Annotated in this window: 12 protein-coding genes; 9 read left to right on the top strand and 3 right to left on the bottom strand. The window is 69.2% G+C overall.

What is annotated here, in order from left to right:
• Nucleotides 1–140: 140 nt before the first annotated feature.
• From HWX00_RS20925 to HWX00_RS20945, 5 genes are all read left to right on the top strand, one after another.
• A complete protein-coding gene (locus HWX00_RS20925; protein WP_059556646.1) occupies nucleotides 141–1223 on the top strand; it encodes a serine hydrolase in 1083 nt (360 codons plus the stop codon).
• 42 nt (nucleotides 1224–1265) lie between these two features.
• Nucleotides 1266–1499: a DUF7661 family protein gene (locus HWX00_RS20930; RefSeq protein WP_034187913.1), complete on the top strand. Its 234-nt coding sequence runs from the start codon at nucleotides 1266–1268 to the stop codon at nucleotides 1497–1499.
• A gap of 85 nt (nucleotides 1500–1584) precedes the next feature.
• Nucleotides 1585–2028: a MarR family winged helix-turn-helix transcriptional regulator gene (locus tag HWX00_RS20935; protein ID WP_034187914.1), complete on the top strand. Its 444-nt coding sequence runs from the start codon at nucleotides 1585–1587 to the stop codon at nucleotides 2026–2028.
• A gap of 68 nt (nucleotides 2029–2096) precedes the next feature.
• On the top strand, nucleotides 2097–2660 hold the full coding sequence (locus HWX00_RS20940; RefSeq protein WP_069704652.1) for an isochorismatase family protein: 564 nt from the start codon (nucleotides 2097–2099) through the stop codon (nucleotides 2658–2660).
• Nucleotides 2657–4111 carry a DHA2 family efflux MFS transporter permease subunit gene (locus tag HWX00_RS20945; protein WP_034187916.1) on the top strand — a complete coding sequence of 485 codons (1455 nt, stop codon included), beginning with the start codon at nucleotides 2657–2659 and terminating at the stop codon, nucleotides 4109–4111. The genes HWX00_RS20940 and HWX00_RS20945 overlap by 4 nt, the downstream gene beginning before the upstream one ends.
• 36 nt (nucleotides 4112–4147) lie before the next feature.
• Here HWX00_RS20945 and HWX00_RS20950 read toward each other — a convergent pair whose 3' ends face one another.
• Entirely contained in the window at nucleotides 4148–4801 is a 654-nt protein-coding gene (locus HWX00_RS20950) for a LysE family translocator (protein WP_175028131.1), read from the bottom strand.
• 42 nt (nucleotides 4802–4843) lie between these two features.
• Here HWX00_RS20950 and HWX00_RS20955 point away from each other — a divergent pair, with 42 nt between their 5' ends.
• A complete protein-coding gene (locus HWX00_RS20955; RefSeq protein ID WP_124669895.1) occupies nucleotides 4844–5719 on the top strand; it encodes a LysR family transcriptional regulator in 876 nt (291 codons plus the stop codon).
• Nucleotides 5720–5731: 12 nt separating this feature from the next.
• Here HWX00_RS20955 and HWX00_RS20960 read toward each other — a convergent pair whose 3' ends face one another.
• The gene (locus HWX00_RS20960; RefSeq protein WP_175028132.1) at nucleotides 5732–7453 is read right to left on the bottom strand and encodes a SulP family inorganic anion transporter; all 1722 of its coding nucleotides are present in this window, start codon (nucleotides 7451–7453) and stop codon (nucleotides 5732–5734) included.
• On the opposite strand from HWX00_RS20960, the gene HWX00_RS20965 reads away from it, so the two are divergent.
• Nucleotides 7452–7748: a hypothetical protein gene (locus HWX00_RS20965; RefSeq protein WP_154233741.1), complete on the top strand. Its 297-nt coding sequence runs from the start codon at nucleotides 7452–7454 to the stop codon at nucleotides 7746–7748. The two genes, HWX00_RS20960 and HWX00_RS20965, sit on opposite strands and share 2 nt — an antisense overlap.
• Before the next feature lie 201 nt (nucleotides 7749–7949).
• The gene (locus tag HWX00_RS20970; protein WP_175028133.1) at nucleotides 7950–9161 is read left to right on the top strand and encodes a mechanosensitive ion channel family protein; all 1212 of its coding nucleotides are present in this window, start codon (nucleotides 7950–7952) and stop codon (nucleotides 9159–9161) included.
• 48 nt (nucleotides 9162–9209) lie between these two features.
• Here the strand turns inward: HWX00_RS20970 and HWX00_RS20975 are convergent, their stop codons facing one another.
• Nucleotides 9210–10631, bottom strand: a complete 1422-nt coding sequence (locus tag HWX00_RS20975) for an aminotransferase-like domain-containing protein (protein ID WP_034187921.1) — start codon at nucleotides 10629–10631, stop codon at nucleotides 9210–9212.
• 155 nt (nucleotides 10632–10786) lie between these two features.
• On the opposite strand from HWX00_RS20975, the gene HWX00_RS20980 reads away from it, so the two are divergent.
• Nucleotides 10787–13111 (top strand): FdhF/YdeP family oxidoreductase, encoded by a 2325-nt coding sequence (locus HWX00_RS20980; protein ID WP_175028134.1) that lies wholly within the window; start codon nucleotides 10787–10789, stop codon nucleotides 13109–13111.
• Nucleotides 13112–13115 lie beyond the last annotated feature (4 nt).

A 13115-nucleotide genomic window follows, 5' to 3' on the forward strand; every position in this document is an offset into this window, starting at 1 on the left:
CGATCGGAATCCGCCCACATCACGCGTCATTGCGACTCGTCCCCTCTCATCGCCACGCGATCGACCGTATAATTTCCCGCACCCGCCGACCGCCCACGCATTCCGCGCAGCCGCATTGCGCGTGAAAAGGAGACTTTCGCTTGACCGGCCTCATCGCGCGCCTGCCTCGCGCCCGGACCTCCCTGATCCTCGCCCTCTCGTTCCTGCTGCTCGCGTTCGCCGCGAAGGCGTCCGCGCAGCACGTGCAGCCGCATCGCACCGCACACGCCCAGGCGCACGCGCACTCGAAGGCCGTCAAGAAGAAGCCTCACCGCACGAAAAAGGCCGTCAAGCACCGTCGCCCGCGCGTCAAGCATCAAGCCGTCAAGCGTCACGCCGCACCCGCGCCGCAACAGCGGCGCGCGCAGCGCACGACCGCGGTGCGGCCGCGCCCGGCCGCAAAACCCAGGCTGCTCGCCAGTTGCGGCTACACGCCGCGCGCGGTCAGGGCGCTGCATTCACGCGCGGCCTACGTGCTCGACGTCGACTCCGGCACACCGCTGCTGGCGCGCAACGCGCGCGCCGTGCGGCCGATCGCGTCGATCTCGAAGCTGATGACGGCCGTCGTCGCGCGTGACGCCGATCGCCCGCTGAACGGCGTGCTGCGCGTCACCGCGCACGATCGCGACACGATCAAGTTCACCGGCTCGCGCCTGCAGGTCGGCTCGGCACTGTCGCGCCGCGACATGTTCCATATCGCGCTGATGTCGTCGGAGAACCGCGCGGCCGCCGCGCTGAGCCGCGACTATCCGGGCGGGCGCGCCGCGTTCGTCAACGCGATGAACCGCGAAGCGCGCCGGCTCGGCATGCGCCATACGCACTTCCGCGAGCCGACCGGGTTGTCGCCGCACAACGTGTCGACGGCGGAAGATCTCGCTCGGCTCGTCGGCGCGGCCGCACGGGATCCGCTGATCCGCTATTTCTCGACGGACACGTCGACCACCGTGCGCCCCGGCGACGGCGAACTCGTGTACGTGAATTCCGACCCGCTCGTCCGCTACCGCCGCCTGCCGATCCGGCTGCAGAAAACCGGCTTCATCAACGAATCCGGGCACGGGGTCGTGATGCGCATGCGCGTGAAGGGCCGCCGCGAAACGGTCGTGCTGCTCGGCGCGCCGACACGGGCCGGCGTCTCGAGCGACGCGCTCAAGATCCACCGCTGGCTGTCCTGCTCGATCCAGTAAGCGCGCGGGCAGCCGGCGCGCCCAACCGACGGGAGCGACGCCATGCAGGACGAATACCGCTTCAACGCCTTCGGACGGCTGCTCGCCGTCGTACGCAAGAATGACTGCTGGGCCGTGTTCGATCTCGGCGCCGAAGGCAAGCGGCGCCCCGCCGGCCTGCATGTCCCGTCCGCCCTCGGCGCGGACGAACTCGCGCAATACCTCGGCGACCTGCTGCACGAGAGCGCGACCCCGAAATACAACGAAGTCGTCCCGATCGCGCCGCGCGACGCGTAATCGCGCGCCGGGGCGCGCAGTCGTCTCGCGGATAATTGAACAGTTAAACTTGCAAGTTTTCCTGTCGTATTCTAAGATTCGCCGCATGAACCCGCCACGCAAACCCGGCGCTTCCGCCGAAACCGTCGCCGCCGACCTGACCCTCGCGGTCGGCCAGCTCATCCGCCGTCTGCGCTCCGGGATCGAATCCGATGGGCTCGGCATGTCCCAGACGAGCGCGCTCGCGCGGCTCGAACGGCACGGGCCGATGACGACCGCCGATCTCGCGCGCGCCGAGGCGATGAAGCCGCAGTCGATGAAGGCGATTCTCGCGAGCCTGGAGGAAGACGCGCTCGTCGAGCGCGAACCGCATCCGACCGACGGCCGCCAGATCCTGTTCAAGCTGACCGCGGCCGGCCTCGACGCCCGGCGCAAGCGCAACGCCGCGAAACACAAGTGGCTCGGCGCCGCGATCGAGAAGCTCGAGCCCGCGGACATCGACACGCTCGCCGCCGCGATCCCGCTGATCCGCCGCCTCGGCGAGCAATGAATCCCGCCGGCGCGCCGCGCGGCATCCGCGCGTCCGGTGTTCCCCGCCCTTTCCCACGGAGCCCCATCATGAGCGCAACCCGCCTCGACACGAACACGGCACTGGTCGTCATCGACCTGCAGAAAGGCATCGTCGCCCTGCCCACGGCGCACCCGGTCGCCCCGGTGATCGCACACGCGCGCACGCTGCTCGACGCATTCCGCAGCCGCGGCCTGCCGGTCGTGCTCGTCAACGTCGCCGGCGGTGCGCCGGGACGCACGCAGCAGCCGGCGCGACGGGACGCGCTGCCCGCCGACTGGACCGAGCTCGTGCCCGAGCTGAACCGGCAACCCGGCGACCATGTCGTGACGAAGAAGACCTGGGGCGCATTCACCGGCACGGATCTCGACGCGCACCTGAAGGCCGCCGGCGTCACGCAGATCGTGCTGACCGGCGTCGCGACGAGCATCGGCGTCGAATCGACCGCGCGGCAGGCCCACGAACTCGGCTACAACGTGACGCTCGCGGTCGATGCGATGACCGACCTCAACGCGGACGCACACGTGAACAGCATCGAGCGCCTGTTCCCGCGCCTCGGCGAGACCGGCACGACGCAGGACATCGTCGCGCTGCTCGACCGGCGCGGCGCGTGAGCGACGAACGCGCGCAGCCGGCGCCGGGCCTCGCGGCGGGCCGGCTCGATCCGTCGATCTGGAAGGTCAGCGCGGTCGCGACGCTCGGTTCGCTGCTGTCGCAGCTCGATGCGACGATCGTCAACGTGTCGCTGTCGAACCTCGCGACCGATCTGCATGCCGGCCTGTCGACGATCCAGTGGGTGACGAGCGGCTACCTGCTCGCGCTGACGCTGGTGCTGCCGCTGAACGGCTGGCTCGTCGACCGCATCGGCGCGAAAGCGCTGTACCTGTGGTGTTTCTCGGCGTTCACGCTCACGTCGGCGCTGTGCGGGCTCGCGTGGTCCGCGCCGTCGCTGATCGCATTCCGCGTGCTGCAAGGCGTCAGCGGCGGGCTGCTCGCGCCGATGGCGCAGATGATGATCGCGCGCGTCGCCGGGCAGCAGATGGCGCGCGTGATCGGCTACGCGGCGGTGCCCGTGCTGCTTGCGCCGATCCTCGGGCCGGTCGTGGCCGGCGCGATCCTGCAGCACGCGTCGTGGCGCTGGCTGTTTCTCGTGAACCTGCCCGTCGGCGTGCTCGCACTCGCCCTGGCCGTGCGATTCCTGCCGGGCGACCACGACGATGTCCAGCCGCGCGCACTCGACTGGATCGGCCTCGCGTTGCTGTCGCCGGGCCTCGTGCTGTTCCTGTACGGCGCCGAACGAATCGGCTCGGCACCCGGCATCGCCGCGCTCGCGTGCTCGGCGCTGCTGCTCGCCGCGTTCCTGCGCTTCGAGCGCCGCCAGGGCGAGCACGCGCTGATCGATCTCGCGCTGTTTCGCTCGCGCGTGTTCGGCGCGGCGGCCGGCACGCAGTTCCTGTCGAACGGCGCGATGTACGCGGGCCAGATGCTGATTCCCGTGTTCCTGATCCAGGCGTGCGGCCGCTCGCCGGGCGAGATGGGGTGGCTGCTCGCGCCGCTCGGGCTCGGCATGCTCGTCACCTATCCGTCGATGGGCGCGCTGACGGGCCGGTTCGGCGTGCGCCGGCTGGCCGCCGCCGGCGCGTTGCTCGCGCTGGCGGCGACGCTGCCGTTCGTGTTCCTCGCGCTGACCGGCTACGATCCGCTGGTGCTCGTTCCCGCGCTGTTCCTGCGCGGCATGGGCCAGAGCGCGATCGGCGCGCCGTCGATCTCGGCCGCGTATGCATCGGTCGAACGCCGCAACCTGCCGATGGCGACCACCTCGCTCAATATCGTGCAGCGCCTCGGCGGCCCGACGTTCACGACGATCTGCACGCTGTTCCTCGCGTGGCGGCTGCAGGCCGAATCGATGTCGCCCGGTGGCACGCCGGCCGTCGCGTATGCATGGGCGTTTGGCCTGCTGTGCGCGCTGCATGCGGCGAGCTTCGTCACGACGCTGCGGCTGCCGTTGAGGTCGAGCGCTGCCGGGGGCCAGCCTGCCGGCGCCGCGCGGGCCGGCTCGCGTTGAACCCGGGGCGCGTCGCGCGACAGGCGCGGCGGCCCGCTACGGCAGCCACATCGGCACGATCGACATCACGAGCAGCAGCCCCAGTCCCGCATTCAGGCAACGCCACTGCCGCTCGGTGCGCAACACGCGTGCGAACAGCAGCCCGGCGAAACACCATAACGACAACGACGCCATCGCGGCCACGCCGAATGCCAGCCCGAGCAGCACGCCAAGCCGGGCCGGGCCGGACGCGAGCGCGGCAAACGACGCGGCCGCGCCGAGCGTCATCGCCCAGCCTTTCGGGTTGTGCCACAGCATCCACACCCCGCTGACGAACCCTTGCGGCCGGTGCACGGCGGCGTCGAGCCGCGGCTTGCCGCCGCGCCCGATGCGGACGGCCAGCCACACGAGGTACAGCGAACCGGCTGCTTTCATCGCAAGCTGCAACGTCGGCAGCGCGAGCAGCACACTGCCGAGCCCGGCCGCCGCCGCGGCCGCCATCGACGCCAGGCCGGCCGCGATCCCGGCCATCAGCGGCAGCGATCGCCGGTAGCCGAAATGGGCGCCCGACGCGGTCGCGAGCGTCGTCGCGCCGCCCGGCGTCACGGTGGACACGATCACGAACAGCATCAGCGCCAGGTAGTCGTGAAGCGGCACGGCGGCTCCCGGTTGTCGTCGTCGAAGCCCCGTTTTTACCCGCGATCCCTCCATTACGACAGCGAAAGCTTTTTATGCCAGCCATTAGCGTACATAATGCGACGCATGGCACGCAATCTCGACATCGCGCTGTTGCGCGCATTCGTCTCGGTCGCCGATCATCGCAGCATGACGGCGGCCGGCCACGCGCTGCACCTGACGCAAGGCGCGATCAGCCAGCAGGTCGCGCGGCTCGAGGCGCTGTCCGGCCCGTTGTTCGTCCGCGAGCATCGCAACCTGCTGCTCACGGCGGCCGGCGAGCGGCTGCTCGAACAGGCGCGCCGGCTGCTCGCCGTACACGATGCGCTGCTCACCGACATGACGGCGGGCGCCGTGGAAGGTGCGGTCCGTCTCGGTGCGCCGCAGGACCTGGTCGGCACCTGTCTCGCGCCGATCCTGAAAAACTATGCACAGGCGCATCCGCAGGTCGCGCTCACGCTCGTGTGCGCGGCGTCGCCGGAACTGCGCCGGGGGCTCACGCGGGGCGACCTCGACGTCGCGCTGATCGAGGCGCCGGTCGGGTCGTCGCGCGGCGAGTGCATTGCCGTCGACCGGCTGGTCTGGGTCGGCGCGAAAGGCGGCACCGCGCACCGCAACACGCCGCTGCCGGTGTCGATGGTCGCGCAGACCTGCGCGTTCCGCCCGACCGTGCTCGACGCGCTGCGCGGCTGCGATCGCGCCTGGCGCACCGTGTTCGAGAACGGCAGCTTCGATGCCACGGCCGCGACCGTGCGCTCCGATCTCGCCGTGACCGTCTGGCTCGCGTCCACCGTCCCGACCGACCTCGATATCCTGCCGGCTGGCAGCGGCCTGCCCGCGCTGCCGAACTTCTCGATCGACCTGCATGTGCCGCGCGGCCAGCGCACCCCGGCCGCGACGGAACTGGCCCGCTATCTGCGCAACGGGTTCGCGCGCTTGCGCGCGGCCGCCTAGCGCCCGTTCGCGCTACACCGTGCCCGGCTCCTGCGGCGCCGGCGGCGTCGTGCCCGCCGCCTCCAGCGCCTGATGCAGCGTCGCGAAGATGCACGATGCGCCGACGACGTCGGTGATCCCGTGGCGATCCATGTCCGCGCGCAGGTAGCGGTTCACCCGCCCGAACAGCACGCCGATCCCGCGCGCGTGCAACGTCTTGACGAGATCGGTCAGCGTGCGCGCGGCCGAATAGTCGACATCGGTGATCGCCCCCGCATCGATCACGAACCAGCGCGGCGGCACCGGCGCCGTGTCGACGAGTTCGATGATTTCGCCGGCGAACAGATGGTCGTTCGCGAAGAACAGGTCGGAACCGAACCGGTAGACGATCAGCCCCGGCGCCGTCATCGCACCGCGCCGCGTGGGCACCGGCAGCCAGCGCCCGTTGCCCGCGACAGGCTCGAGCACCATCGTATGCGGCTGGTAGCTGTGGCGCACGTGCCGCATCAGCGACAGCGCGACGGCCAGCAGGATGCCGTGCTCGACACCGACGGTCACGACGGCCGTGGCCGTCACGAGCGCGAGCGTGAATTCGCCGGGGCTTTCCTGGCGGATCGCCGCGAGGCTGCGCACGTTGATCAGCCCGAGCGCGATCGTGAACACGATGCCGGCCAGCACCGCATGCGGGAGGTACTGCAGGAACGTGCTGAAGAACAGCAGCACGACGGCCACCACGGCGGCGAACGCGAGATGGCCGATCTGGCTGCGCACGCCCGCGCCATCCGCCATTGCCGTCTGCGTCGGGCTGCCGTTGACGACGAACGCGCCGCCTACCGCCGCCGCCGCGTTCGCGGCCGCGAGGCCGAGGATATCGGCGTTGGTGTCGACGTCTTCGCCGTACTGCTGCGCGAACACCCGCGCGGCGGCCGCGCTCTGCGCGATGATCATCACGAAACACGAGGCGGCGACCGGCACGAGATCGAGGAACTGCTGCCACGTGACGGACGGCCAGCGCAGCGACGGCAACCCGCCCGCGACGGGCCCGAGCACCGCAACGCCCTGCGCGGCGAAGTCGAACGCCGCGCTCGCCGCGATGCTCCCCACGACGACGATCATCGGCATCGGCACGCGCGGCGCGAACCGCTTGCACGCGAGGATCGCGACGACCACGAGCGCCGCGAGCGCGAGCGTCGGCCGGTTCGCGTGGACGAGATGCGTGACGACGTAGTCGAGTTGCGCAAGGCTGCGCGACGCCGGGTACGGCACCGACAACCCGAGCATGTCGCCGAGCATCGCGATCGACACCTGCACGCCGACGCCGGCGAGAAAGCCGACCAGCACCGTGCGCGACAGGAAATCGGCGAGAAAACCGAGCTTGAAGATGCGCGCGAGCAGCAGCATCGCGCCGGTCAGCAGCGCGACCATGCCGGCCAGTGCCGCATATTCCGCGCTGCCGGCAGGTGCCATCGACGACAGCCGGCTCGCGAAGATCGTCGCGGTCGCGGAGTCGGCGGCGACGACAAGATGGCGCGACGCACCGAAGCACGCGAATGCAATGAGCGGCAGGAACACCGTGTAGAGGCCCGTGACGGCCGGCATCCCGGCGATGCGCGCGTAGCCGAGCACCTGCGGGATGTCCATCGAGGCGAGCGAGAGGCCCGCGAACACGTCGCGGATGGCGCCTGCCCGGCGGATCGGGAGCAGGCCTTTCAACAGCCGCACGCCCGACGGGCGGTTTTCGTTGGAATCTTGCATGCGTGAAATGCGTGAGGTCGAAGAAGTGGCGAGGATCGCGAAGCCGTTCGCGCATCGTGCCCCGGGCGGGCCTTGCCTGGCAAGTGCGCGAACGCGGCGCGCGGCGCTCACCGTTGACGCACCGCTCGCACGCCGGCGCGTGCGGCATGCCGGCAACACCCGCGACGCTCGCATGATTGCATGGATCGCCGACCATGCGCGTCGACGCGCGAAGGCCCGCCACGCCGGGTTCGAGCCGATCGCAGCCGTGCGTGCGAGGCATCCGGCAACAGACTCGCGCACCGGCTTGCGGTGACGCGGATTCACCGCCCGCCCTCACTTCGATGCGAAGGACACCTGCACAATGGTGAGCGTATTCGGGAGCCGTTCGACCCGCCGTCACCCCACGCGTCCGGAACCCGATGGCACAATCACGGTCCCTTTCATGTGCCCTTCACCGGGCGCGCGCCGCGTCGCGGCGCCGATTCAACGCACAAGAAGGTCCCTGTTTTCCGCCATGACACTGAACGAATCCTGGTTGACGCCGCTCGTCGGCATCCTCATTCTGCTTGCCACCGCCGGCGCGATCACCGCCGCCGTCCATTTCCTGCTGTTTCGCGTGGTCGCGCGCCTCGCGCGGCTGTCCGCCACGCGCATCGACGACGCGCTGTTCGAGTTCGGCGCCTTCAAATGGCTGAACCGCATCGTCCCGTTCGTCGTGGTCAAGCTCGGGCTCGGCGCGGTGCCCGGCATTCCGGAGCGCGTCACGCAGGTCGCCGACAAGGTGCTGTTCGCGCTGATCGTGTTCCTCGTGACGATGACCATCAGCGCGACGCTGTCCGCGCTCGAGCACACCCACCGCACGCACCAGCGCGACCAGCCGCGCCTGTCGCTGAAAGGCGCGATGCAACTCGTCAAGCTCGTGATGTTCATCACCGCCGCGCTCGTCGTGATCGGCGATGCGACCGGCAAGCAGATCGGCCTGCTGCTGTCCGGCATCGGCGCGATGTCGGCGGTGCTGATGCTGATCTTCAAGGACACGCTGCTCGGCCTCGTCGCCGGCGTGCAGCTGTCGTCGAACGACATGCTGCGGATCGGCGACTGGATCACGATGCCGTCGGCCGGTGCGGACGGCACCGTCATCGACATCACGCTGAACACCGTCAAGGTCGCGAACTTCGATCACACGATCATCACGGTGCCGACGTGGAAGCTGATCACCGAGAGCTACCAGAACTGGCGCGGGATGACCGAAGCGGGCGGCCGCCGCATCAAGCGCGCGCTGTTCGTCGACGCGACGAGCGTGCGTTTTCTATCGAACGACGAGATCGAACGGCTCGAACGCCTGACGCTGCTGAGGGAGTATCTCGAGGACAAGGTCGACGCGATCGAGCAATGGAACGGCACGCTCGGCGCGGCCGGCGACTGCCCGGCGAACCGCCGCCAGCTGACGAATCTGGGCACGTTCCGCGCGTACGTCGCGAACTACCTGAAGGGTCATCCGCGCATCCGCCGCGACATGACCTGCATGGCGCGGCAGTTGCCGCTCACCGCCGAAGGCATTCCGCTCGAACTGTACTGCTTCACCGATACGACGACGTGGGTCGACTACGAGGCCATCCAGGCCGACCTGTTCGATCACCTGATCGCGGTGCTGCCGGAGTTCGGGCTGCGCGTGTACCAGCATCCGTCGGGTTTCGACATGCGGCAGATGGTCCGCGCGGCGTAAGCCGGCGCGCGGGCGCCGCGGACGGGTCGATGCGCGACGCGGCCGCGCCTATCGCGCCGCGCACTCCGATGCGAGCCGCCCGAGCACCTTCAAGGCGTCCTCGATCTGGCGCGACCACGGATAGCTGTAGTTGAGCCGGATGAAATGCCGGTAGTCGGTGCCCGCCGAGAACATGTGGCCGGGGCCGACCGTGATCCGCTGCGCGAGCGCGAGCGTGTACAGCTTCATCGCATCGACCTGCCGCGGCAGCTCGACCCACAGCACATACCCGCCCTGCGGCTGCGACAGCCGTGTGCCTTCCGGGAAGAACCGGCGCACCATCGCGCTCATCAGGCTCGCCTGCTGCGCGTACAGCTTGCGCATGCGCCGCAGGTGGAAATCGTAGCCGTCGTATTTCAGGTACTCGGCGATCGCGAGCTGCTCGATCGCGGGCGTCGCGAGCGTGTTGAGGAATTTCAGCTTCTCGACCTGGTCGCGATAGCGGCCCGGCATCGCCCAGCCGATCCGGTAACGCGGCGACAGGCTCTTCGTGAACGACGCGCAATGCAGCACGAGGCCGTCACGGTCGAACGATTTCAGCGCGCTCGGGGTCGTGTCACCGAAATGCAGCTCGTGATACACGTCGCTCTCGATCGCCGGCACGCCGTGCTTCGCGAGCAGTTCGACGAGCGCGCGCTTGCGCGCATCGGGCATCTGGAAGCCGAGCGGATTCTGGAAATTCGGCATCACCATGCACGCGGCGATGCGCTCGCGCTCGAGGACCCGTTCGAGCGCGTCAAGATCGATGCCGTCGCCCGGGTGCGTCGCGACTTCCAGCGCGCGCATGCCCATCCGCTCGATCGCGTGCAGCATCGCGTAGAACGTCGGCGACTCCACCGCGATCGTGTCGCCCGGCTTCGCGACGGCCTGCAGGCACAGGTTGATCGCTTCGGTCGCGCCGATCGTCATCACGATCTCGCCCGGCTCGACGGCGACCCCGCGTTCCGCGTAGCGCCGCGCGATCTGGCGGATCAGTTCCTGGTTGCCCGGCGGCAGGTCGTCGATCACGCCCCAGCGCGTGCGGCGTCGCCCGATCGTCTGCGCATAGCGTGCGAGACGCTGCACCGGAAACTGCGACGCGTCGGGATACGGCGAACCGAGCGGCACCGCGTCGTCGCGCGCGATCGAGCGCAGCGTCGACAGCACGAGCCGGCTCACGTCCACCGCCGACGGCTCGGCCGTCGGCGCCGACGTATGCAGCTCGGCCTCGGCCGGCGCCGCCGCGCGTGCCCGCACGAAGTAGCCCGACTGCGGCCGGCTTTCGATCAGGCCGCGGCTTTCCAGCACGAGGTAGGCGCGCAGCACGGTCGTCACGCTGAGCTGCTGCTGCCGGCTCGCCTGCCGCACCGACGGAATCCGTTCGCCCGGCCGGTACACGCCACGCTCGATCTGCGCCTGGAGATCGTCGGCCAGTTGTTCGTAACGCTTCACGCGCCTCCCTTTCAACTTCCCTTCAACAACACAGTTGCGATCCGCACCGTGCGAATGGCCGAAACTGTACTCTTTTTTGAAGCGAACAGGTGTACACACAGCGGCACGGGTGCCGCGCGTACTCTGCACCCATCGACCCCGACACCCGCTGCACCATGAAAAAGAAATCCGCCACCGCGCGCATCGAACCGTACACTCACCCGGCCGCCGGCTGGGGTGCGCTGAAAGCCGTCACGATCAACCTGATCAAGGAAAAGGTCGCAGGCGGCAACTACCGTACGCTGCTGCGCCAGAACCAGCCGGACGGCTTCGACTGCCCCGGCTGCGCGTGGCCCGACCGCCAGCACGCATCGACGTTCGAATTCTGCGAGAACGGCGTGAAGGCGGTGGCCGCCGAGGCGACGAGCAAGCGCGTGACGCCCGAATTCTTCGCCGCGCACACGGTCACCGAGTTGCTCGAACAGTCGGATTTCGAACTCGAACAGCACGGCCGCCTCACCGACCCGATGGTGTACGACGCGCAAACCGACCGCTACGTGCCGATCGCGTGGGACGACGCGTTCGACCTGATCGCGCGCCACCTGCGCGCGCTGCCCGACCCGAACCAGGCCGCGTTCTACACGTCCGGCCGCGCGAGCAACGAAGCGGCGTTCCTGTACCAGTTGCTGGTGCGGCTGTACGGCACGAACAACTTCCCCGACTGCTCGAACATGTGCCACGAGGCGACGAGCCGCGGGCTGCCGGCCTCGGTCGGCGTCGGCAAGGGCACCGTCACGCTCGACGATTTCGAGCACGCGGACATGCTGCTGATCTTCGGCCAGAACCCCGCGACCAACCACCCCCGGATGATGGGCGAGCTGCGCGAATGCGCGAAGCGCGGCGCGACGATCGTGTCGATCAACCCGCTCAAGGAGCGCGGCCTCGAACGCTTCGCCGATCCGCAAAGCCCGATCGAGATGCTGACGATGTCGGGCACCCGGATCGCATCGACGTTCATCCAGCCGACGATCGGCGGCGATTTCGCGCTGATCAAGGGGATGGCGAAGCGGGTGCTCGAACTCGACGACGCCGCGCGCGCCGCCGGTGCGCCGCGCGTCGTCGACACCGCGTTCATCGTCGAGCACACGGCCGGTTTCGACGCCTTCGCCGACGACCTGCGCAACGAAAGCTGGTCCGCGCTGACCGCCGAAAGCGGCGTGCCGTACGAGCAGATCGACAGCCTCGCGCAACGCTATGCGCGCAGCGAACGCGTGATCGCGACGTGGGGCATGGGCATCACGCAGCACAAGCATTCGGTCGCGACCGTGCAGATGCTGACGAACCTGATGCTGATGCGCGGCAACATCGGCCGCCCCGGCGCCGGCCTGTGCCCGGTGCGCGGCCACTCGAACGTGCAGGGCAACCGCACGGTCGGCATCGAGGAAAAGCCGTCGCAGGCGTTCCTCGACCGCCTCGGCCACGTGTTCGACTTCGAACCGCCGCGCCACCACGGCTACGACGTCGTCGAGACGATCGAGGGGATGCTCGAAGGCCGCGTGAAGGTGCTGATCGGCCTCGGCGGCAACTTCGCGATGGCGACGCCCGATACGCCGCGCACGTGGGAAGGCATGCGACGCTGCGACCTGTCGGTGCACATCACGACGAAGCTGAACCGCAGCCACCTGATCCACGGCCGCGACGCGCTGATCCTGCCGACGCTCGGCCGCACCGAAATCGACCTGCAGGACAACGTCGCGCAAGGCGTGACGGTCGAGGATTCGATGAGCATGGTCCACGTGTCGTACGGGATGAACAAACCGGCGTCGCCGAACCTGATGTCGGAGCCCGCGATCGTCGCGCACATCGGCCATGCGCTGTTCGGCAGCGGCAAGATCGACTGGCTCGCGTACAAGGACGATTACGCGAAGATCCGCGATGCGATCGAGGCGACGCTCGACGGCTTCTACGACTACAACACGCGCATCGCGCGGCCGGGCGGCTTCCACCTGCGCGTCGCGTCGCGCGATCGCGAGTGGCTCACGCCGACGGGCAAGGCGAACTTCATCGCGCACGCGTTGCCGACCGACACGCCGATCCAGCGCGCCCGCGAGCTGCACGGCGAACGGCTGATGACGCTGATGACGACCCGTTCGCACGACCAGTACAACACGACCGTCTACGGGCTCGACGACCGCTATCGCGGCGTGTTCGGCCAGCGCCGCGTGGTGTTCGTCAACCGCGACGATCTCGCGATGCTCGGCCTGAAGGCCGGCGAATGGGTCGACATGGAAACCGTGTGGCACGACGGGATCGAGCGGCGCGCGGACGGCTTCCTGCTCGTCGAGTACGACATCCCGCGCGGCTGCATCGGCGCGTATTACCCGGAAACCAACCCGCTCGTGCCGCTCGACAGCGTCGGCGACGTGTGCAACACGCCGACGTCGAAGTCGGTGCCCGTGCTGCTGCATCGCGCGGCCGCGCCGGCCTCGATCGCCGCCTGACGGA

It is taken from the genome of Burkholderia seminalis DSM 23518 (genome assembly GCF_902832885.1).
Taxonomy (GTDB): Bacteria; Pseudomonadota; Gammaproteobacteria; order Burkholderiales; family Burkholderiaceae; genus Burkholderia; species Burkholderia seminalis.

What these genes read in the sequence shown, in the direction of transcription:
- HWX00_RS20930 (WP_034187913.1), top strand. Translation starts at nt 1,266, where the DNA reads ATGCAGGACGAATACCGCTTCAACGCCTTCGGACGGCTGCTCGCCGTC.
- HWX00_RS20935 (WP_034187914.1), top strand. Translation starts at nt 1,585, where the DNA reads ATGAACCCGCCACGCAAACCCGGCGCTTCCGCCGAAACCGTCGCCGCC.
- HWX00_RS20940 (WP_069704652.1), top strand. Translation starts at nt 2,097, where the DNA reads ATGAGCGCAACCCGCCTCGACACGAACACGGCACTGGTCGTCATCGAC.
- HWX00_RS20950 (WP_175028131.1), bottom strand. Translation starts at nt 4,801, where the DNA reads ATGGAGGGATCGCGGGTAAAAACGGGGCTTCGACGACGACAACCGGGA.
- HWX00_RS20955 (WP_124669895.1), top strand. Translation starts at nt 4,844, where the DNA reads ATGCGACGCATGGCACGCAATCTCGACATCGCGCTGTTGCGCGCATTC.
- HWX00_RS20965 (WP_154233741.1), top strand. Translation starts at nt 7,452, where the DNA reads ATGCGTGAAATGCGTGAGGTCGAAGAAGTGGCGAGGATCGCGAAGCCG.
- HWX00_RS20960 (WP_175028132.1), bottom strand. Translation starts at nt 7,453, where the DNA reads ATGCAAGATTCCAACGAAAACCGCCCGTCGGGCGTGCGGCTGTTGAAA.
- HWX00_RS20970 (WP_175028133.1), top strand. Translation starts at nt 7,950, where the DNA reads ATGACACTGAACGAATCCTGGTTGACGCCGCTCGTCGGCATCCTCATT.
- HWX00_RS20980 (WP_175028134.1), top strand. Translation starts at nt 10,787, where the DNA reads ATGAAAAAGAAATCCGCCACCGCGCGCATCGAACCGTACACTCACCCG.